Source organism: Streptomyces sp. NPDC008079 (assembly GCF_042957385.1).
Classification (GTDB): domain Bacteria; phylum Actinomycetota; class Actinomycetes; order Streptomycetales; family Streptomycetaceae; genus Actinacidiphila.
Genome location: NZ_JBIBIC010000003.1, coordinates 369,026 through 389,118 on the forward strand (window position 1 = coordinate 369,026; position 20,093 = coordinate 389,118).

The 20,093-nt window shown below is 71.7% G+C and carries 15 protein-coding genes; 10 read left to right on the plus strand and 5 right to left on the minus strand.

Features of this window, described 5'->3' with window-relative positions; translation table 11 throughout:
- Positions 1 to 58 precede the first annotated feature (58 nt).
- The 4 genes from ACFZAM_RS10950 (at position 59) to ACFZAM_RS10965 (ending at position 3,920) form a co-directional block, all read left to right on the plus strand.
- Complete coding sequence (locus tag ACFZAM_RS10950; RefSeq protein WP_391044834.1) at positions 59 to 1,216, plus strand: Ig-like domain-containing protein; 1,158 nt, start codon at positions 59 to 61, stop codon at positions 1,214 to 1,216.
- A 112-nt stretch (positions 1,217 to 1,328) separates the two neighbouring features.
- Positions 1,329 to 2,096, plus strand: coding sequence for an enoyl-CoA hydratase-related protein (locus ACFZAM_RS10955; RefSeq protein WP_391044672.1), 768 nt, complete (start codon positions 1,329 to 1,331; stop codon positions 2,094 to 2,096).
- Positions 2,097 to 2,427: 331 nt separating this feature from the next.
- On the plus strand, positions 2,428 to 2,919 hold the full coding sequence (locus ACFZAM_RS10960; RefSeq protein WP_355349293.1) for an ATP-binding protein: 492 nt from the start codon (positions 2,428 to 2,430) through the stop codon (positions 2,917 to 2,919).
- A gap of 512 nt (positions 2,920 to 3,431) precedes the next feature.
- Positions 3,432 to 3,920, plus strand: coding sequence for a hypothetical protein (locus tag ACFZAM_RS10965; RefSeq protein WP_391044674.1), 489 nt, complete (start codon positions 3,432 to 3,434; stop codon positions 3,918 to 3,920).
- Between the two features lie 28 nt (positions 3,921 to 3,948).
- Here the strand turns inward: ACFZAM_RS10965 and ACFZAM_RS10970 are convergent, their stop codons facing one another.
- Entirely contained in the window at positions 3,949 to 5,268 is a 1,320-nt protein-coding gene (locus ACFZAM_RS10970) for a LuxR C-terminal-related transcriptional regulator (protein WP_391044676.1), read from the minus strand.
- Between the two features lie 337 nt (positions 5,269 to 5,605).
- Between ACFZAM_RS10970 and ACFZAM_RS10975 the strand changes: the two genes are divergently transcribed.
- From ACFZAM_RS10975 to ACFZAM_RS11000, 6 genes are all read left to right on the plus strand, one after another.
- Positions 5,606 to 6,541, plus strand: coding sequence for a zinc-binding dehydrogenase (locus ACFZAM_RS10975; protein ID WP_391044678.1), 936 nt, complete (start codon positions 5,606 to 5,608; stop codon positions 6,539 to 6,541).
- Between the two features lie 232 nt (positions 6,542 to 6,773).
- Positions 6,774 to 9,575 (plus strand): GNAT family N-acetyltransferase, encoded by a 2,802-nt coding sequence (locus ACFZAM_RS10980; RefSeq protein WP_391044681.1) that lies wholly within the window; start codon positions 6,774 to 6,776, stop codon positions 9,573 to 9,575.
- Between the two features lie 139 nt (positions 9,576 to 9,714).
- Complete coding sequence (locus ACFZAM_RS10985; protein WP_391044683.1) at positions 9,715 to 11,301, plus strand: putative T7SS-secreted protein; 1,587 nt, start codon at positions 9,715 to 9,717, stop codon at positions 11,299 to 11,301.
- A gap of 58 nt (positions 11,302 to 11,359) precedes the next feature.
- Positions 11,360 to 12,070: a hypothetical protein gene (locus ACFZAM_RS10990; protein ID WP_391044685.1), complete on the plus strand. Its 711-nt coding sequence runs from the start codon at positions 11,360 to 11,362 to the stop codon at positions 12,068 to 12,070.
- The gene (locus tag ACFZAM_RS10995) at positions 12,067 to 12,411 is read left to right on the plus strand and encodes a hypothetical protein (RefSeq protein WP_355349314.1); all 345 of its coding nucleotides are present in this window, start codon (positions 12,067 to 12,069) and stop codon (positions 12,409 to 12,411) included. The genes ACFZAM_RS10990 and ACFZAM_RS10995 overlap by 4 nt, the downstream gene beginning before the upstream one ends.
- A gap of 6 nt (positions 12,412 to 12,417) precedes the next feature.
- Positions 12,418 to 13,065, plus strand: a complete 648-nt coding sequence (locus ACFZAM_RS11000) for a hypothetical protein (protein WP_391044687.1) — start codon at positions 12,418 to 12,420, stop codon at positions 13,063 to 13,065.
- A 109-nt stretch (positions 13,066 to 13,174) separates the two neighbouring features.
- Here the strand turns inward: ACFZAM_RS11000 and ACFZAM_RS11005 are convergent, their stop codons facing one another.
- The 4 genes from ACFZAM_RS11005 to ACFZAM_RS11020 form a co-directional block, all read right to left on the minus strand.
- Positions 13,175 to 14,623, minus strand: coding sequence for a discoidin domain-containing protein (locus ACFZAM_RS11005; RefSeq protein WP_391044689.1), 1,449 nt, complete (start codon positions 14,621 to 14,623; stop codon positions 13,175 to 13,177).
- A 458-nt stretch (positions 14,624 to 15,081) separates the two neighbouring features.
- Positions 15,082 to 17,463, minus strand: coding sequence for an endonuclease/exonuclease/phosphatase family protein (locus tag ACFZAM_RS11010; protein ID WP_391044692.1), 2,382 nt, complete (start codon positions 17,461 to 17,463; stop codon positions 15,082 to 15,084).
- A gap of 281 nt (positions 17,464 to 17,744) precedes the next feature.
- Entirely contained in the window at positions 17,745 to 19,154 is a 1,410-nt protein-coding gene (locus ACFZAM_RS11015; protein WP_391044694.1) for an HNH endonuclease, read from the minus strand.
- A 71-nt stretch (positions 19,155 to 19,225) separates the two neighbouring features.
- Positions 19,226 to 20,014, minus strand: coding sequence for a DeoR/GlpR family DNA-binding transcription regulator (locus ACFZAM_RS11020; protein WP_188283080.1), 789 nt, complete (start codon positions 20,012 to 20,014; stop codon positions 19,226 to 19,228).
- Positions 20,015 to 20,093 lie beyond the last annotated feature (79 nt).

A 20,093-nucleotide genomic window follows, 5' to 3' on the forward strand; every position in this document is an offset into this window, starting at 1 on the left:
GGCTGCGCCGGGTATCAGGAGAAACGTTCTGGTGCTGGCGCTCGGAGCGTTGCTGCTGATGGTCACCGCGTGCGGTGGCGGCGGCAAGGCCGGCAGTGGGAACGGCTCCACGTCGGCCTCGAACGGCAAGGCGAACGCGTCGGACACGGTCGCCTCGACCGCCGTCGTGACGATCCTGCCGAAGGACGGCTCGACCGAGGTGTCGACCACGGGGTCGCTGAAGGTCACGGCGCAGGGCGGCAAGCTCTCGTCGGTCGTCGTGAAGGACGACAAGGGCACGGAGGTGGAGGGCGCGATCTCCGCCGACGGCGCCGGATGGGTGCCGGCCGGGCACCTGGACACGTCCACGCAGTACTCGGTGGACGCGGTCGCCAAGGACGACGCGGGACGTGAGTCCGACAAGCACTCCAGCTTCACCACGGTCACCCCGAAGAACACCTTCGTCGGTTACTACACGCCGGAGGACGGTTCGACCGTCGGCGTCGGCATGGAAGTCTTCCTCAACTTCAACCGGCCGATCACGAACAAGAAGGCCGTCGAGGAAGGCGTCAAGGTCACCGCGAGCCCGTCGGTCCCGGTCGCCGCGCACTGGTACGGCGACCAGCAGCTCTACATCCGCCCGCAGGAGTACTGGGCGGCCGGTACGAAGGTCACGCTGAGCCTCAACCTCAACGGTGTCGAGGGCGCCCCCGGCGTCTACGGCAAGCAGCACAAGGACGTCCACTTCACCGTCGGCCGCCGCCAGGTGAGCATCGTGGACGCGGCCAAGCACACCATGACCGTCTACCGCGACAACAAGGTGCTGCGCACCATCCCGATCTCCTCGGGCGCGCCGGACCACACCACGTACAACGGCAAGATGGTCATCTCCGAGAAGTACGTGACCACCCGGATGAACGGCGACACGGTCGGCTTCGGCGGTGAGTACGACATCAAGGACGTGCCGCACGCCATGCGGCTGACCACCTCGGGCACCTTCATCCACGGCAACTACTGGGCCGCGACCTCGGTCTTCGGCAACAGCAACACCAGCCACGGCTGCGTGGGTCTGCACGACGTGCGCGGCGCGGGTGACGCGAGCACCCCCGCGGCCTGGTTCTACAACCAGTCGATCATCGGTGACGTGGTGCAGGTGCAGAACTCCAAGGACAAGACCGTCCAGTGGTACAACGGCCTCAACGGCTGGAACCTCCCCTGGAGCGAGTGGACGTCCTGACCGGGTTCCGCATCAGGTTCCGCATCGGGTTCCGCCCGTGTGAGGCACCGCACGTGAGCCGCGACGGCCCGCCCCTGACCTGGGGCGGGCCGTCCGTCGTACGCTCGCCCGTATGACTGTGACCTTTGAAGTCGACGAAGGCGTCGGCACCGTCCGGCTCGACCGGCCGCCCATGAACGCCCTGGACTCCGGCACGCAGGACCGGCTCAAGGAGGTCGCCGAGGAGGCGGCGCGGCGTCCCGAGGTACGGGCCGTGGTGGTGTGGGGCGGGGAGAAGGTGTTCGCGGCGGGCGCGGACATCAAGGAGATGCAGGCCATGTCGTACGAGGACATGGTCGACCGCTCGCGGGCGCTCCAGGAGTCCTTCACGGCGGTGGCGCGGATCCCGAAGCCGGTGGTGGCGGCCGTGACCGGTTACGCGCTCGGCGGCGGCTGCGAGCTGGCACTGTGTGCCGACTACCGGATCGCGGGCGAGAACGCGAAGCTCGGACAGCCGGAGATCCTGCTCGGTCTGATCCCGGGCGCGGGCGGCACCCAGCGGCTGTCCCGGCTGGTCGGTCCCTCGCGCGCCAAGGACCTGATCTTCACCGGCCGGATGGTGACGGCGCGGGAGGCGCTGTCGCTGGGGCTGGTGGACGAGGTCGTCCCGGCCGACGAGGTGTACGCGCGGGCGCGGGCCTGGGCGGAGCGGCTGGCGCGCGGTCCCGCGTACGCGCTGCGGGCCGCGAAGGAGGCCGTCGACGCGGGTCTCGAAACGGATCTGGAGACCGGGCTGACGATCGAACGCACCTTGTTCGCGGGGCTGTTCGCCACGGCGGACCGCGAGACGGGGATGCGCAGCTTCGTCGAGGACGGACCGGGGAAGGCCACCTTCCGCTGAGCCCGCGGATGCTGACGCGTGGTCAGCCGGGGACGGCGATCCGACGCACATGCGGCTGAGCGTCGAACGGGTGCTCGGCTGACAGCGCGTCAGAGGTGACGCAGGGTGCGCGGCTCACCTTAAGGCAACCTTATGCCAGCCTTAAGGAATAGGAGGCCGCCACCATCCGCTGTGATGGTTGCATACGTCAACTCCACTGATCAGCAGGGCCGTTGAGGGGTGTTCTGTGCCCAGGGCATATGCCTAGTCACAGGCGTGGGGCGGCGTACTCCGTCGGACGAATTCCCCCGGTTACCCCTCGGAGCGCTGCAATTGCAGCCATCATGAAGTCATGGCGGGCCGGGGAGCATCTGAGCAGCCGCAGCGGGTGGACACCGCCGCGGGTGCGGTTCCCGTTCTCACCGACGACACGGCGGCCAAGGCCCTCGATCTGTACGGCGACCCGTCCGTCCAGGAGGTCCATCTGACCTCCCGTCCCGAATCCGCCTCCACCGCCCGGCGCCTGGCGCTCTCCGTGGTACGGGTCTGGGGCCTCCCGCAGTTCGCCGACACCGTGGAACTGCTCGTCTCCGAACTCGTGGGCAACGCCGTACGGCACACCGGGGCGCGGACGTTCGGGCTGCGGATGCACTGGCGCCGGGGCTGGGTCAGGGTCGAGGTGCGGGACCCCTCGCGGGCGCTGCCCTGCCTGCTGCCGGTCCGCGGCCTGGACGCCAGCGGCCGGGGCCTGTTCCTGGTGGACAAGCTCTCCGACCGCTGGGGTGTCGACCTCCAGCCGCGCGGCAAGACGACGTGGTTCGAACTGCGGGTCCCGGAGCGGTAGTTCGCGCCCGGCGCGGGCGTCGGGGCCGTCGTGCGGGGGTGTCGGGGCCGTACCGCCGTGACCGGCCCGGATATTGTGAAGAGGCCCTTCGCGTCGTGGTAACGACTGCGCAAGGGCCTCTTCGAACCGCCGCGAAGCAAGGGGGGTGTGGTTCGCGGCGTCTGTGGAACGGCCGAGCGCGGGTCGGTGCGGGCCGTTGAGAAGACTCTGGCACGCAGTGCCAGGCATGGTCAAACGCGCATATGGCTCACATCTGGACAAAAGAGGCATTGTGCCGCGCAAAGCAAGGGTGATGTGCGCCACCCGCCTTGTAAACCATGGATAAGTACGTTCATCTTCTTCTAATGATCGGGACCCTCGGGGATGTGGGGGGCACGCCCCTGAGGAGGGGTGGGGGTAGCCCCCACACGCAATGGGGGACACACCTGATGGGCCCGCGCGCGGCTGTGCGGAAGAGTCGGTGACACGACGACGGGCGCCCTCAGCGGCCGTCACCGACACAGGAGTTGACCATGGCCGCCAGCACGGCGATCACCGGCCGGGCGGCCATCGCGTCCCCGTCCTCGCGCACCGCGGCCCTCGCCTCCTTCGTGCGGTTCGTGCTGTGCGGCGGCGGAGTCACCGTCCTCGCCAGCGGCGTCCTCCTGCTGATCGGCGACAGCGTCCCCCTCGCCCTGTCCAACGCCGTCGTCACCATCGGCTCCACGGTCCTGGCCACCGAACTCCACGGCCGCTTCACCTTCGGCCGGGGCGGCGCCACCTGGTCCGACCACTGCGCCTGCGCGCTCACCGTCCTGCTGTCGTACCTCTTCACCACCGGGGCGCTGCTCGCCTACGCCTCCGCGTATCCGTCCGGCGACGCCCTCACCCGGCAGGGCGTCTACATCGCGGCCTCCGCCCTCGCCGGCCTCGGCCGCTTCCTGCTCCTGCGGCTCGTCGTCTTCCGGCCGGCCCGCGGCGGTGTCCGGCTCGGCCGCGCGGCGGTCGCCGTCGCGGCCTGACGCCCGACCGGTGACGGCTGTCCGCGGGCTACGCGGTGGCCGCCGCCGTACGGGCGAGGGCGGCGGCCTCGCCGCGGGAGGCGACGCCGAGCTTGGCGAGGATGTTGGCGACGTGGAATTTCACGGTGGACTCGCTGATGTGGAGGGCGAGGGCGATCTCGCGGTTGCGGCGCCCGAGGGCGAGCTCTTCGAGGACCTGCCGTTCCCTCGGATGGAGGGCGTCCAGCGGCCCGGCCGCAGCGGGGGCGGCCGGGAGGTCGGGGGACAGCGGCAGGGTGACGGTGAGGGTGGAGCCCCAGCCGGGCAGGGCATCGAGGACGAGCCGCCCGCCGAGCGCCGTGAGCCGGTCGGTGAAGCGGTGGACGGCGAGCGCCTCCGGGGCGAGCAGGCCGGGCCCGTCGTCGCGTACCAGCACGCGGAGCGTGTCCTCGTCGAGCTGCCAGCTCACATGGAGCCGCCCCAGGTCGCCCTGCTCCAGCATGGCCAGGACGGCCCCGCGTACCGCCGCCCGCGCGCCGTGGGCCACGTCGGCGGCCAGCGTACGGCGGGAGGCGGGAGGGCGCAGGTCCAGCTCGACGGGGCTGTAGCGCAGCAGCGGGCGCAGCTCGGCGGTGAGGCGGCCGAAGGCGGCGTCCGCGGGCTCCTCGCTCAGCTCCCGGTCCAGGTCGGCGCCCGCGCGCAGGTCGATCAGGGCCGCGACGGCCAGGTCGACGGCGCCGCGCCGCGCGGCGGTGTCGTCCAGCGACGCGGCGCGCAGCGTACCGAGGATCGCCGACAGTACGGAGGAGTGCGCGTCGGTCAGCTCCGCGATGGCCCGCGCCCTGGCCGCGGCGGCGGCCCGCGAACTGGCCGCCTGCGTCGGTCCTGCCTCCGCCATCCGGCGCTCCTGGTTGACGGTGACCAGGTCCCACAGGCCCTGCGCCACGGCCGTGACGTCGGCGTCCAGCGGCTCGGCCGAGGAGCGTACGACGACCAGCAGCGGGCCCGCGCCCGCGCCCGTGTCGGCGGTCTCGGCGGGCTCGGCGAACTCACGCGTGGAGGCGACGGCGAGCACCGGGTGCGGCGTCCCGGCCAGCACCGCCTCGCCCTGCCAGGGCGCGCCCGCCGTCACCCGCCCGGCCAGGCGCGTCAGTTCGGCGCCGGTGATCCGGCCGGTCAGCTCCTCGTCCCCGAAGGCCGCCGTCGGAGTGAACGTGCAGACGGCGCTCCGCCGGGCGACCGCCCGGTGCGGCACCAGGTCGGTCAGCACCTCCGACAGCCGCCGCATGGTGTCGGGCAGCGGTGCGCGGGTGACGACCAGGGCCCGCGCGAGGGCGTCCTGCGGGCGGATTCCGTCATGGCTCGGCATGCCTCCCGAGCGTACGGCGGCGATGATGGGCGCGGACTGTCCTTTCGGCCGGGCGGAACCGTCCGAACGGCGGGCCGGATCGACGGCGGCCCGCGGCGATGCTGGAAAGTGCCCTGAAGGACCCCGGGGAGTGCCGGGGACACCCGGGGAGTTCCCCGGGACACCCGGGGAATGCCCGGGGACGCCCGGGGAACGCCTAGGAGGTGCCGGCGGAACGCCCGGGGAATGCCGCCGTCGCACCGGGGCGCCGCGTCTCCTCGGGCGCCCGCCAAGGCAATTGCTTCAGGTTTCCGAATGTTCTCGAATATTTCCGAGCCCTCCGAAGGATTGTGAACCCATGACGAAGTCCATCGCCTTCACCGAATACGGCTCCGCGGACGTGCTGCGGGCCGTGGACACCGACGTGCCGGAGCCGGGCCCCGGCCAGGTGCGGATCACGGTGCGCACGGCGGGCGTGAACCCGCTCGACAGCAAGATCCGCGCCGGTTACATGGAGCAGGTCTTCCCCGTGGACTTCCCGCATGTGCCGGGCCTTGAGGCGGCGGGTGTCGTCGAGGCGCTGGGCGAGGGCGTCGAGGGCCTGGCGGTCGGCGACGACGTCTTCGGCCAGACCGCCACCGGCGCCTACGCCGAGCGGGCGCTCGCCGAGGTCGCGAAGGTCGCCCTCAAGCCCGGCACGCTGAGCTGGGAGCAGGCGGCGGCGCTGCCGGTCGCGGCGGAGACCGCGTATCGCGCGCTGGACATGCTCAAGGTGCGGCCCGGCGAGACGCTGCTGATCCATGGCGCGGCGGGCGGCGTCGGCACCGTCGCCGTACAGTTCGCGGTCGCGCGCGGCGTCAAGGTCGTCGGCACGGCGAGCGAGGCCAACCACGAGCACCTGCGGGCGCTCGGCGCGGTCCCGGTCGCCTACGGGGACGGGCTGGTGGAACGGGTGCGGGCCGCCGCGCCCGAGGGGATCGACGCGGCGCTCGACGCGGCCGGGCGGGGCGACGCGCTCCAGGCGTCGGTCGAGCTGACCGGCGGCACCGAGCGGGTGCTGTCCATCGCCGACGCGCCGGGCGCGGGCAAGCTCGGCGTCCGCTTCACCTCGGGGGCCGAGGGGTACTACGGCGAGCCCGCCTTCGCGGAGGCGCTGGCGCTGTTCGCCGCGGACAAGCTGACCATCGCCGTCCACGAGGTGTTCCCGCTGGAGGCGGCGGCCGACGCGCAGCGCGCGAGCGAGGCCGGGCACCTGACCGGCAAGATCGTGCTCAAGGTGTCCGAGGGCGTCTGACCCCCGGACCCGGGGACGCGGCGTGACGGCGGGCGGTACGGGCGGGTCCCGTACCGCCCGCAGCCGTACCGCCCGCCGCCGTGTGGCCCGCGATCCCTGTGAGGTCCCCGGCCTTTGTGGGGTCCCCGGCCCTCGTGGGGTCCCCGGCCCCTGTGAGGTGTCCGGCCCTTGTGAGGTCCCCGATTCCTGTTAAGTTAGGGCACCCTAACCTTAATGATTAGAGGGAGTCAGGGTGAGCAGCGAGGTCTTCAGGGACGCCTGGGGCATCCCCCACCTCCGCGCGGACAGCGCCCGCGAACTCGCCTTCGCTCAAGGCCGGAACGCCGCCGTCGACCGGGCCTGGCAGCTGGAGACCGAACGGCACCGCGCGGAGGGCGGCACCGCCGCGTTCCTCGGCGCCGACGCCGTCGAGTGGGACCGCTTCGCCCGCCGCGCGCTGCTGGCCGACACCGCCCGCCGCTGCCACGCCCGGCTCGACCAGGACACCGCGCGGTGGGTCGCCGCCTACGTGGACGGCGTCAACGCCGGGCTGCCCCAAGGCGCGGCGCAGGCACCGGAGTTCGCCGCCACCGGCCTCGCACCCGGCCGCTGGCAGCCCTGGACGCCGCTGGCCGTCTGGCTCTCCACCCACATCCTCTTCGCGGGCTTCCCCGCCAAACTCTGGCGGTACGAGGCGGCCCGGCGGCTCGGCCCGGACGCCGTCGCGGCCTTCGCCACCGACGGGCCCGGCACCGCGGGCAGCAACGGCTGGCTGATCACCGGGGACCGCACCGCCACGGGCGCGGCGCTCCTCGCGGGCGACCCGCACCGCTTCATCGAGGCACCGGGCGTCTACCAGCAGATCCGCCTGGCCTGCCCGGAGTTCGACGTCGTCGGCCTCGCCGTCCCCGGCGTCCCTGGCCTCGCCCACTTCGGCCACACCGGCCGGGTCGCCTGGGCCATCACCAACGCCATGGCCGACTACCAGGACCTCTACCGCGAACACCTGCGCCGCGCCCCCGACGGCTCCGTCCGGGCCCTCGGCCCCGACGGCTGGGAGCCCGCCGCTTCCCGTACCGAGACCGTCGCCGTCGCGGACGCCGACCCCGTCCGCGTCGAGATCGTCGAGACCGCACGCGGCCCGGTGATCATCGGCGGCCCCGACGCGCCGGGGAACCCCGATGCGCCCGAGAGCCCCGCCGCGTCGGACGGCGGCGCGTCGGACGGCGGCGCGGACACCGTCTGGAACGCCGTCAGCCTGCGCTGTCCCGCCCGCGCCGGAGCCGAACTCGGCTTCTGCGCACTGCCGTCGCTGCTGCGCGCCACCACCGTCGGCGACGTCGACCGGGCGCTGGACGGCTGGGTCGAGCCGGTCAACGTCGTGCAGGCCGCCGACACCGAGGGCGGCCTCCTGCACCGGACGGCGGGCCGGGTGCCCGTACGGCATCCGGACAACTCCCTGTACGCCGTGCCCGCGTGGCGGAAGGAGCACGCGTGGACCGGCGCCTACGGGCCCCTGCCGCGCGCCGACGTCCGCGACGGCCTCGCGGTGATGGCCAACGCGCGCGAACTGGCCGCCCCGCTCGGCACCGAATTCGCCGCGCCGCACCGCGCGCGCCGCATCCGCCGCCTTCTGGCATCCGCCGACGACTGGACGGCGGACGGCATGGGGGCGATCCACACCGACGTCCATCTCGGCTCCGCCCGCGCCCTGTTGGACCACGTCGCCGACCTCCAGGGCCCTGACACGCCGCGGCTGAGCCCCGCGGCCTCCGCTCTCGGCGCGCGACTCCTGCGCTGGGACCGGCGGATGGCGGCCGAGAGCACTGACGCCGCGTCATACGCCGTACTGCGGGCGGCGGTCGTCCGCGCTCTCGCCGCGCACCCCGCGCTCGCCCCGCTGGCCGAACTCGTCCATCTGCCGTCGTATCCCGCGACGTTCACGCCGTGGCTGGCACTGGTGCCCCGGGTGGCGTTCGCGCTGGAGACGCTGCTGGGCGGCGGGCTCATACCCGCACGGGACCGGGCCGCGATCGTACGGGCCGCGCTGGAGGAGACGGCGGGGGCCGGTGCGGGGGAGGCGGGCGCGGGGGAGCGGACCTGGGGGGAACTGCACCGGCTCGCGCCCTGGCAGGCGCTGCCGCCCGACGCGTACGGGCACGCGCCCGAGGTGTGGCCGGGGCTGGCGGGGGACCACGACTGCGTGCTGTCCACGTCCAGCGTCCCCGGCATCACCCACCACAGCCTGCGCGGGCCCGCCGCCCGCTACGTATGGGATCTGGCCGACCGTGAGAACAGCCGGTGGGTCGTGCCCTTCGGAGCGAGCGGAGTGCCCGGCGGCCCGCACCACCGCGACCAGCTTCCGTACTGGCTGCGCGGCGACCTCGTCCCCGTGGTCACCGACTGGACCCGACTCACCAGGGAGACCTCTGTGCCCGAAGCCCCGGAAGCCCCCGAAGCCCCGAAAGCACCCGAAGCGCCCGCCGCTGGCCCCGCTGGAGCAGCCGCCTTTCACGGGCCGCCCGCCGGCTTCGGGACCGTCCGCTTCGTGCCTGTCGACCCCGACCGGGACATCGGCCTCATCCACGCGTGGGTCACCCAGGAGCGGGGCCGGTTCTGGGGCATGGGCGACGCGACCCGCGACCAGGTGCGCGAGATCTACGCCTTCCTGGACTCGCTCGACACCCACCACGCCTATCTGGTCCGCCGCGACGACCGCCCCGTGGCCCTCTTCCAGACCTACCAGCCGGAGGCCGACCCCATCGGCGACTTCTACGAGCGGCTGCCCGGCGACGTCGGCGTCCACGTCTTCGTCGGCCCCATCGACCCCGGCGCCGAACGCGAACCCGACTACACGCGGCACCTGTTGACCGCCCTCCTCGCCCACGTCTTCGCCGACCCCGCCTGCCGCCGTATCGTCGCGGAACCCGACGCCCGCAACACCCGCGCGATCGACCGTCTCCTCAGCACCGGCTTCACCCTCGGCCCCTGCGTCGAACTCCCGGACAAACCCGCCCAGTTCGTCTTCCTCACACGCGACTTGACCACTGGTTGACCAAAAGAAAGCCGATACCGCGACCGGGAACCCTTCAGGTGGCGTGAAACGTCTCTACTGATGATCAGCTGTTGATCACCGGTTCACCACCCGTGAACACCACCCGCTGAACACCACGCGCCGACGGGGGAATTGACGCATGGGTCGTCCGAGCGACTGGCACATACTCGACATGGATCGCGATCCGGTTCCGGGTGACGCGTCGCGGGTGAAGACGTTGTCGCGGCAGTTGCACGAGTTCGCGGACGATGTGGGCGGCGCGCTGCGGCTGGTGAAGGGGATGCAGTCGGAGGACGCGATCCTGGCGTGGGCGGGGCTGTCGGCGGACGCGTTCCGGGAGGAGTTCGGGTCGACGCCGAAGAATCTCGACAAGCTGCATACGTCGTACCGGATCGCGGCGGAGGCGCTGGAGTCGTACTGGCCGGATCTGGAGCACGCGCAGTACCAGGCGGACCGCGCCCTGGCCGACGGGCGCACGGCGCATGCCCGGCTGGTCTCCGCGCAGAGCGGTCTGAACGGTGCGCAGGACTGGGTGCACACGGCCACGTCGACCGCCGACTCGTACGATCCGGCGAAGAACCACGGCGCGACCGTCCCGCCGCCCGATTCGGACCAGGTCCGCCAGGCCACCCGTGACCTGGCCGCCGCCAAGGCCCGTCGGGCCGACGCCCAGCAGGCCGTCTCCTCCGCGCAGTCGGCGCTCGACGCGGCGAAGCGGCTGGCGGAGCAGGCGCGGGGTATGCGGGAGGACGCGGCGCGACGCACGGTGGCCAGGCTGCACGAGGCGTCGGACGCGGGGATCAGGAACCGGCACTGGTGGGAGAAGGCGGTCCACTGGGTCGCCGACCACTGGGACGAGATCATCACGGTCTGCAAGTGGATCGTGGCGGTCCTCGGCATCGTCGTGATGATCATCGGCGGCCCGCTCGCCTGGCTCGTCGTCGCCGCGGCGCTGCTCGTCCTTGCCGACACCGTCACCAAATACATCCAGGGCAAGGCCACTTTGTGGGACGTGCTCTTCGCCGTCCTGGACTGCGTCCCCATGACCAAGGGCCTGACCTCCCTCGGCAAGCTCGCCGAGCTCTACAAGGCGGGCGGCCTGCTCAAGATCGGTGCCCACGCGCTGGGTTCGGCCAAGGGCGCGCTCAAGAACATGGCATCGCTGATCCGGGACGGCGGCGAGGGTCTCCGGGCGATCACGGTCGCCTTCAAGGGCGGCGACCGGCTGCCCGGCGGCACCATTCCCTTCCGCGATCTGTCACCGAAGGCCAAGCAGTTGGTGAAGGCGCTGGAGGACGGCCACATCCAGATCCGCCCCGCCGAGGTGAATGTCACCCACCTCGCGGAACTCCAGAAATTCGCGGGTGTGGAACACGCCATCGTCCAGGGCCCCGGCGGCGAACTGCGGCTTTTCCGGGGCACGGAGATCGGCAGTTCCATTCCGAAGGACCTGCGCGGCCGGGGCTACAAGTTCACCGTCCACACCCACCCCGAGGACCGCATACCGGGGCCGCCGACCGATATCGAACGGGCCCAGGGAATGCGGAACAGTATGCAGTTCGACCTCGACAACAAGGCGAGCAGGCACGTGGAAGCCGTGGTCAGCCGCGACGGCAATGTCACGTTCTTCGACCACAACGGAATTATCGACGTGCCACAGGGGCAATATCCGCCGGGCGGTCCCATGAATGACCGCGGGTACGTGGTGAGAGTGCCTCATGTATAGTCGGCGTGAATCACCTTCAGCGACGGCATTGAGTGTGAGTACGGAGGATTCGGGCGCGATGAACGGACCCAACGCCTGCCAGTTCTGCGGACGTTATGTCCTCCAGGTGCCGGGCTGGACCACGTTCGTGAAGAGCTACCGAATGCTGCTGGCGCCCTGGGACCCCCAAGAGGTGTTCCTGGAAGGCTCCTTCCACCACTCGTGCCTGCGCACCTCCCCGTACCGGCGGGAGTTCCGCGCGGACGCGCTGCGGCAGCTCACCCAGGGCGACCACGACGTGGAGGTCGAGTTCGAGGGGCGGACCCGGCAGCAGCGCCGCCCGGGAATGGCCTTCACCGAGCAGGTGTTCTTCGGCGCGTCCGGCGAGCTGTTCCGCCATGCCAACGTCGACAGTTGGGTGTTCGTCGAGAAGGACGGCCCCTGGCATTTCCTCTCCGCCGACGACGTGCGGACGCTCGCCGCAGGGAGCCCGCTGCGGAAGTCCTCGGAAGCCGGTACGACACGGCTGCCGAGCGACCCCGGCGAATCCGTCGCCGAATGGACGCTGCCGGAGCTGCTCGACTTCCTCGAAGTCCGCGACCTCTACCAGGAAGTGCTCGACCGGCTCGAACCCGAATACACCTTCTGGGAGTTCAACGCCATCGCGCCGAAATACTTCCTCGACTACTCGGTGGACTGCGTCCAGCCGCTCCCCGCCGAACTGGCCGCATTCTGCGCCACCTACACGTACCGCGCCCGCAGCCTGGACTGGGAGGACGGCGACGCATGAGCGAGGACCGGCTGGCGATACCGCTCGACCTGCTGGAGGACTTCGCCACGATGCTCGGGTCGATCACCAAGCGGCTCGACGACACGAAGGCGACCCTGCGGGCCTTCGAGGACGACATGGGCGACGGCAGCGTCGCCGGCGCGCTCGACCACTTCCAGGCCAACTGGAAGGACGGCAGGGGCGACATCCACAAGCAGCTCACCGGCCTGGAGAAGATGGCGACCACCGTGGTCAGCGAGATCCGCAAGGTGGACACCGACCTGGCCAAGCAGCTCGCCGACTCCACCGAGAGCGCCCCCGGCCCGCAGCAGGGGCCCGCCCCGCACGGCACGAAGGAATAGCCGGTCATGAACGAGAGCACGCCGGAAGCCCCCGCCGCCCCGCCGGTCGGCGTTTCCCTGTCCGTACCCGAGTCGTGGTGGGAGTTCGACGTACGGCCCGAGGGCCGCGAGGAGACCGTCCGCGCGCTGATCGACGCGCGCGTCCGGGCCGTCCCCGAACTGGCCCCGTACCGCAAGGACCTGGTCGCGCTGCTGCGCCGGATGGCCCGTGACGCCCATGACGCGGGGGCGCTCTACTGCGGCTGCATGGCCGAGAACTTCGAGGGCGTCCCGCTGACCGCGATGGTCACCGTCACCGTCGTGAGCGCCACCGGCTCGCAGGGCTCCACGCTGAGCACCGACCCGCGTGTCATCGCCGAGACGCTCAGGACGATCACGCCCCGCCGCGAAGGCGACGCCTGGCGGCGGGTCACCACCGTCGAGATCCCCGAAGTCGGGCTGTGCGCCCGCACGGTGGGCGTCGAGGACGTCCCCGTCGAGCAGGGCGACACCCGCACGGTCCGGATGGCGCTCACCCAGACCTACATCCCCGTTCCCGGCCGCCCCGCCGAGATCGTCCTCGTCTCCGGCGCCAGCCCCGTCCTCGACCTCGCCGAAGCGTTCCACGACATCTTCGACGCGGTGACGAGCACCTTCCGCTTCGCGACGGCGTAGGACACGCGGCGGTACGCGGCGAGGGCGGGCGGGCCCGGCAGGGGGTCCGCCCGCCCTGGTTCGCGGGGGAGGCGTTCAGCTCTCCTGGAGGTGCGGGCTTCGGGCGGTGTCAGCTCCCGAAGACCTGGAAGTCCCAGAGGGAGTAGCCGTAGGCCGTGGCGCGTTGGGTGCCGTACACGCGGATGTAGCGGCCGGTGCAGTTGACGTTGAGGGTCTGGAGGCCGCCGGTGCCCGCCGTGGTGCTGTAGCAACTGGTCCAGTTGGTGCCGTCGTTGGAGACCTGTATCTGGAACGCCTTGGCGTAGGCGGCCTCCCAATTGAGCTTGACCTGGTTGACGGCGTGCGAGGCGCCGAGGTCGACGCGCAGCCACTGCGGGTCGCTGAAGGCGCTGGACCAGCGGGTGGTGGTGCTGTTGTCGACGGCGGCCGAGGCGGGGGTGCCCGCGTTCTCCGTGGAGGAGGCCGTCGCGGGCTTGTTCAGCGCCAGGTTGGTGCCGTTGGACGGCGGAGTGGTGCTGCCCGGGCCCTTGTTGTAGACGGCCACGTAGTCGATGTTCATCTGGCCGCCGCTGACGGTCGCCGCGTTGGGGCCGCCGCCGAAGGCGTCGGGGAAGCCGCCGCCCATCGCGAGGTCGTAGATGATGAAGAACGGGTGGTCCACCGCGTTGGCCCAGGTCGTGGCGTCGACCTGATTGGCGTTGACGGTGAAGTAGTTGGCGCCGTCCAGGTACCAGCGGATCTGCTCGGGCGAGACCGAGCGGTCGATCTGCACGGCGTAGGTGTGGTAACCGGTCTGGCAGCCGGAGCAGGCGCGTTCACCGCTGCCGATGCCGGTGGACTCGTTGCACGGACCGCCGGGGTTGACGCCGCAGTGCAGAGTGCCGAACACCGAACTGCGGGAGTTGATGTCCTCCATGATGTCGACCTCGCCGGAGGTCGGCCACGTGGTGCCGGTGCGCAGCGTCGAGCCGAGCATCCAGAACGCGGGCCAGTAGCCGGCGCCGTTGGCGGTCGTCAGATTCGGCTGCTGGATCGACGACTGCATCATCACGACGCCGCCGGGAGGCGCCCCGAAGGACGACGACTGCGTCTCGATCCGGCCCGAGGTCCAGCCCGCGCGCGGGTCGCTGCCCGAGTGGAGGGCGCGCAGCACGAGATGGCCGTTGCCGTCCTGGAAGACATTGGACGTGCTGTTGGTCATTGTCTCGATCTCACCGGTGCCGAAGCTGCTGCCGGGGCCGGTGTCGTACTTCCAGTTGCCGCCGTCGACCCCGGTGCCCGAGGCGCCGTTGAAGTCGTCGCTCCAGGTGGTGGTGAAACCGGCCGGAGGGGCCGGTACGGCGGCGGGTGCGACGGCCGGGGCCGCCGCGGGGGTGGCCGCGCCGCCCGGGCTCGCCACCGCCGTCAGGCCGGCCAGGGCCAGCACGCCGACGGCCAGTGCCGCGAGGCCGATCCGGGTGCGGGAGCGGCGCCCGCGGTGCGACGCGGCGCCGGCCGTACCGGCCCGGTCCTGAGGGTCGTGCCCGTGGTCCTGCTCTGGTGCGTGTCCGGTGGACATGCGAGATCTCCTGTCCCGACGAAGCGTTGTGGGGGGTGCGCCCGTGTGCGGAGTACGGCGTGACCGCCGTGTACGGCAGGGCCGTTGAGCGCGGCGTGACCGCTGGGTGCGGCGGGACCGCGCGTTACGGCGTAACCGTTTCCGGCGGCTCAGGGCGCGTGCGGGAGCGCTGACTGCGAGAGGCTGCCGTGTGGCATCGCGCTGCCTTCCGGCGTGGCGTGCATGAGGACTCCTGACCGGGTGGGGGGCCGTGTACAGGGTGGGGCACGCTCGTGAGAGCGCTCTCTCGAACAGGTAATGGTCTATAACTCCGCCATGCGCGCGTCAAGGCGTGGGGCAGGAAAGCCGGGCAGCGCGAAGGGGCGGACCCCGCCGGGCCCGCCCCTCACATGTGCCTCACGCGTCACTCAGCCGTACGACGACCTGCGACGACGTGCCGCCGTACGAATGACGACCTGCTACGGCTTGATCTTGACGACCTGCGGGTCGTGGTCGCTCGTCTGGTTGGCGAACTCCGAGTTGATGTGCACCACGTCGTAGTCGACGTGCTTCAGGCTGGGGCTGACCAGGATGTGGTCCAGGACCTGGGAGTTGCCCTCGTACACGTAGGAGTAACGCTCGTCCTTGGGCAGGGTGTTGACCAGGTCGGTGAGGACCGTGCCGTTGCCGGTGAGGGCCTGGGCGGCGGGCGAGAACTGGTAGTCGTTCAGGTCGCCGAGGACCACGACGTTGGCGTTGCGGTCGGCCTTCTCGAGCTGCTGCACGAAGTCGTGCTCCAGGATCGCCTGGCGGTTGCGCTGCACCTCCGAGCTGCGGACCGGCGGCTGGAAGCGGCTGTCGATGCCCTGGTCGCCGCCCTTGCTGTTGAAGTGGTTCGCGATCACGAACAACTTCTCGCCGCGGAAGGTGAATTCGCCCACCAGCGGCTTGCGGCTGCTGTTCCACGCCGGGTCGGTGGGCGCGATGCGGCCGGGGGAGACGGTCAGCGCGGTCTTGGAGCCGGTGCCGGTGATGCCCACCGCGGTGGTGGAGTCGCCGCCGGGACGGTCGACGAAGCTGACACGGTCGGGGTTGAACAGGAACACCGAGCGGATGTTGCCGCCGGGCTCGCCGCCGTCCTTGTCGTTGACCGGGTCGATCGAGCGCCACTGGTAACTCGGGCCGCCCGCCGCCTTGATGGCGTCGGTCAGCTTGGTCAGCGTCTTGTCCGCGGCGACCGTGCCGTCGTCGGTGGCGCCGTTGTTGTCCTGGATCTCCTCCAGCGCCACGATGTCGGGCGAACGGAGGTTGGTGACCAGGCCCTTGGCGAGCGCGTCGAACTTCGACTGCGGGTTGCCGGGCGCCAGGTTCTCCACGTTGTACGTGGCGATGGTCGCCTGGTCCGACTTGGCCTTGTCGGTCACCTCGGGCTTGAGGCCACCGCTCTTGACCGTGCCGATCGTGCGCGCCTGGACGGCGAAGGTGCCCGCGTACTGGTTGTAGTCCAGCGGGCCCGCCGTCGTACCGCGCAGCGTGTCGCCGACGTTCGCCACCGGGAACGCCTGCGTGGCGGTCGGGATGAGCGACTGCACCATCAGGCGGCCGGAGTTGGGCTGGTCGTAGCCCGTGTAGAGGGTGCCGCCGCGCTTGGTCTTGTTCTGGTCCGCCTTGACCGTCACCCACAGCTCGGAGTACGGGTCGGTGGCGCCGACGACGCGGCTGTCACCGATCTGCACGTTCATGCCCTCGAGCGAGGCGAAGAGGTCGAGCGCGTACTCGTCGGGACGCAGCGGCAGGTTCTCGATCGTGCCGCCGCCGACGGCCGGGACGAACGCGTCGGGGACGCTCTTCTTGTCCAGGACGACGGGCGCGGGGAGCGCGTTGCCGTGCGAGACCACCGTGGCGGCGGCCTTGGTCAGCTCGGTCACCGGCTGGCCGCCGGCGGAGGTGCCGCCCGGGTAGTAGTCGGAGACGGTGCCCGCGAGCGAGACGCTGTCGCCGACCGCGACGGTCGGGGTGACCGAGCCGGTGAAGACGTAGATGCCCTCGCTGGTACGGGGGTTGGCGTCCGGCGTCGGGTCCTGCACCCAGTAGCCCTGAGAGGAGCCGAAGGAGCGGACGCCGATGACGATGCCGGTCACGCCGGTGACCGCCTTGCCCGCGAGCGGGGAGAGCCGGGTGTCGCCCTGGATGTCGTGGATCTTCGCCTCGACGCCGGTCGGGGGCGTGGTGGGCGGCGTGGTCGGCGGGGTGGTGGGGGGCGTCGTCGGGCCGCCGCCGTCACCCGCGGCGCCCGGAGTGGGCGCGCCCGCGGTGAAGTCCGCCGCGTTGTCGTCGGTGTCCGTCAGGGCGGGGCGCGCCACCGAGTCGGTGTTGCTCGCCCCGGCCGCCGGGCCGTTGCCCTCGAACACCGCGGCCGTGCCGTAGCCGACCAGGTCGCGGATGGTGCCGTCGGCGGCGCAGTCCGCCTTCGTCACGCAGGTCAGCGGGTCGGTGCCGTGCACAAGGGCGACCGTTCCCGTCGTACCGGACATGTTGATGGCGCCGACCACGTTCGGCGACGGCAGCGCCGTCGTCCCGCCGGTGCCCGCGGCCTCCTGCACCAGATACCGCGCGCCCGCGCCGAGCGACCCGGTCAGCGGCGTCACCTGCCACTTGGACGTCGGCGTCGGCGCGCCCGGCAGGTACTGCACGCTGTACCCGCTCAGGTCCAGCGGAGCGCTGCCCGAGTTGGCCAGCTCGATGAAGTCGTTTGTATACGTGGCACCGGAGTTGCCGCCGCCGCCGTACACCTCGGACACCATCACATCGGCGGACGGCGTCGCGAAGGCGGTGTGCACGCCGACCGCGGCCAGCACCACAGCGCCGGCTATCCCGATCGTGACCAGCCGCTTGCGGTTCCCGGCAGTACCGGGTCTGTCAGGGCGGGGCTCTGCCCCAGAGATGTGCGACACCGGTGAGGGTCTCCTTCGTGCGGTGCGTTGAACGCGATGAATACGTCGTGTTTCCACGTCTCATGACGGCACATCACCATGAGCCGGAATGAGCGATCCGGCTCAAGATACGCGCGTAGACCCCGCCGTAGAAGGAGCCGAGAGGTTAAATCTGCGTAGTTCCCGACGACGCTTTCCCGTACCGCCGATCAGTCCCCCCGCCCAGTGCTACCGCCAGGACCGCGGCTGCGCCGACGGGCGAGAGTCGCCGCGTGCCGCTTTCCGGCCTCTTCGGCGAGGACGGCGCGCAGCTTCTCGCGCCCGCGCCCGCGGGTCTTCACCGCGTGGCAGTTCGGGCACAGGGCGACCATGTTGGCCGGGTGGTCGCGTCCGCCGAGCTGGAGGTCGACGACGTGGTCGATCTCCACTATGGCCGCGCCGCTCGGTGTCGTGTCCGCGGGCTGGCCCGTGCAGCCGGGGTTCTCGCAGAGTCCGCGGCAGCGCTCGAGGACGGCCTGACGCGCCGCGCGCGACCGGACGTAGCGCTCGGTGGTGGTGCTCACGCGGCCGGTCCCGCGCCGCTTCTCGTGGTGCTCGGCGGCGCGGCAGAGCCGGTCGTAAGCGGCCGCGAGGACAACGGGGTCGGGGGTGAAGCGTTCCGCGCCCTCGGGGACCTGGCCGTCCCGGTACGGCTGACGGTCCTCATGCGGCCCGGTTCCGTACCGTTCGGTCTCGTGGGTCTCGTGGGTCTCGTGGGTCTCGTGGGTCTCGTCGGGCACGTCGACTTCGTCGTCATCGAGCCCGACCTCCCGCAGGAGCGGGCCGGGGTCGACGTCCTGGTAGTACGTGTCCACCAGCGTGTCGACGACGACGGCCCGCGCCTCGCCCGACCGGCGCAGCAGGTCGTACACGGCCTCGGTCAGACCGCCCGACGGCTGCTGCTCGGCGAACCAGCGCGCCAGCGTCGCATCACCGTGCGCGGGTGGTACGGCGCCCGAGTGGCCGGACAGCTCCCACAGCCCCGCGCGGTACAGCGCCGCCACCGGATAGTCGGCCCGCGCCCGCTCGCCCCGCGTCCCGCGCCGTTCGAGCAGCCCGCCCAGCTCCTCCTCGACGCGGCTCCACGGCAGCACCCGCGCGCGCCCCCGCCCCGCCCGCCCGAGCGCCCAGAGCAGCGTCATGGGCTGGTACAGCAGCGGGGCCCCTTGCGCCTTGTTCACCTTCAACCGCCCTATGCGGCGGACGAGTTCGCCGTACGCGCCCAGCAGGACGGCGTTGTCGTCGGACCCGGCCCCGCTCGCGGCTTCGGCCCCGGCTTCGGCCCCGACTTCGGCCTCGGCTTGAGCTTCGACCACCGTGTAGCCGAGCGCGCGGAGCACGCCGGCGGCGGCGGCCAGCCCGCCGGAGAAGTCGGCCGGGGCGAGCGGCTGCCGGCCGGGGAGGTAGCCGTGGGCCACGCCCACGATCGCCTTGGAGTCGTACCGCTTTCCGTCGTGCAGGAGGAAGTAACGCAGCGCGGGGCGGAAGCCGTACGTCCGCAGGAACGCGTCGCGGCCGAGCCGGTCGAACTCCTCGATCGCCCGGCTGATCTCCGTACGGGTGACGTCGCTCGGTGCCATGGCGGAAGGGTAAGGGGTGCGAACGGCCACGGGCGGGCCCGGCGGGGTCAGGGTCAGGGGCGGGGTCCGGGTCAGGCGATGGTGACGGTGATGCCGGCTTCTTCGAAGGCGGCGGCGGTTTCCGGGGGGATGGCCTCGTCGGTGATGAGGGTGTCGATGGTTTCGAGGCCGCAGACGCGGGCGAAGGCGCGGCGGCCGATTTTGGAGGAGTCGGCGGCGATGACGACGCGTTGGGCGCGTTCGGCGAGGAGGCGGTTGATGCTGGCCTCGTCCTCGTGGTGGGCGTAGACGCCCTGGGCGGGGTCGAGGGCGTCGATGCCGAGGACGGCGATGTCGAGGATGATCTCCTGGAGGACGCCGCGGGCGAGGGGGCCGGTGAGTTCGTAGGACTGGGGGCGGGCGACGCCGCCGGTGACGACGATCTTGATCTGGGGCCGGATGACGAGCTCGTTGGCGATGTTGAGGGCGTTGGTGACGACGGTGAGGGCGGGCTGGCGGGTGCCGTCCGCGGTGACGTCGCCGCGCAGGGCCAGCGCGCGGGCGACCTCGGTGGTGGTCGTGCCGCCGGTGAGGCCGACGACGTCGCCGAGGGCGACGAGGGAGGCGGCCGTCCTGCCGATGCGCTGCTTCTGGGAGGCGTGCCTGGCCGTCTTGTAGCGCAGCGGCAGCTCGTACGAGACGCCGTGCGCGACGGCCCCGCCGCGGGTGCGGGTGAGCATCTGCTGCTCGGCGAGCTGGTCCAGGTCGCGGCGGATGGTGGCGGTGGAGACGTCGAGCGTGGTCGCGACCTCCTCCACCTCCACGCGGCCGTGCTCGGCCAGCAGATCCAGCAGTGCGGTCCACCGGGCGTCCCTGGACACAGGCGTTCTCCTCCGTGACGTGATCGTCCTCGGCTTGATCGTGCGTGGTTTGGCCGGTTCGGCTCGACCGTGCGCGGCT

What these genes read in the sequence shown, in the direction of transcription:
- ACFZAM_RS10960 (WP_355349293.1), top strand. Translation starts at nt 2,428, where the DNA reads ATGGCGGGCCGGGGAGCATCTGAGCAGCCGCAGCGGGTGGACACCGCC.
- ACFZAM_RS10975 (WP_391044678.1), top strand. Translation starts at nt 5,606, where the DNA reads ATGACGAAGTCCATCGCCTTCACCGAATACGGCTCCGCGGACGTGCTG.
- ACFZAM_RS10985 (WP_391044683.1), top strand. Translation starts at nt 9,715, where the DNA reads ATGGGTCGTCCGAGCGACTGGCACATACTCGACATGGATCGCGATCCG.
- ACFZAM_RS11015 (WP_391044694.1), bottom strand. Translation starts at nt 19,154, where the DNA reads ATGGCACCGAGCGACGTCACCCGTACGGAGATCAGCCGGGCGATCGAG.
- ACFZAM_RS11005 (WP_391044689.1), bottom strand. Translation starts at nt 14,623, where the DNA reads ATGTCCACCGGACACGCACCAGAGCAGGACCACGGGCACGACCCTCAG.
- ACFZAM_RS10965 (WP_391044674.1), top strand. Translation starts at nt 3,432, where the DNA reads ATGGCCGCCAGCACGGCGATCACCGGCCGGGCGGCCATCGCGTCCCCG.
- ACFZAM_RS10970 (WP_391044676.1), bottom strand. Translation starts at nt 5,268, where the DNA reads ATGCCGAGCCATGACGGAATCCGCCCGCAGGACGCCCTCGCGCGGGCC.
- ACFZAM_RS10950 (WP_391044834.1), top strand. Translation starts at nt 59, where the DNA reads ATGGTCACCGCGTGCGGTGGCGGCGGCAAGGCCGGCAGTGGGAACGGC.
- ACFZAM_RS11000 (WP_391044687.1), top strand. Translation starts at nt 12,418, where the DNA reads ATGAACGAGAGCACGCCGGAAGCCCCCGCCGCCCCGCCGGTCGGCGTT.
- ACFZAM_RS10995 (WP_355349314.1), top strand. Translation starts at nt 12,067, where the DNA reads ATGAGCGAGGACCGGCTGGCGATACCGCTCGACCTGCTGGAGGACTTC.
- ACFZAM_RS10990 (WP_391044685.1), top strand. Translation starts at nt 11,360, where the DNA reads ATGAACGGACCCAACGCCTGCCAGTTCTGCGGACGTTATGTCCTCCAG.
- ACFZAM_RS10955 (WP_391044672.1), top strand. Translation starts at nt 1,329, where the DNA reads ATGACTGTGACCTTTGAAGTCGACGAAGGCGTCGGCACCGTCCGGCTC.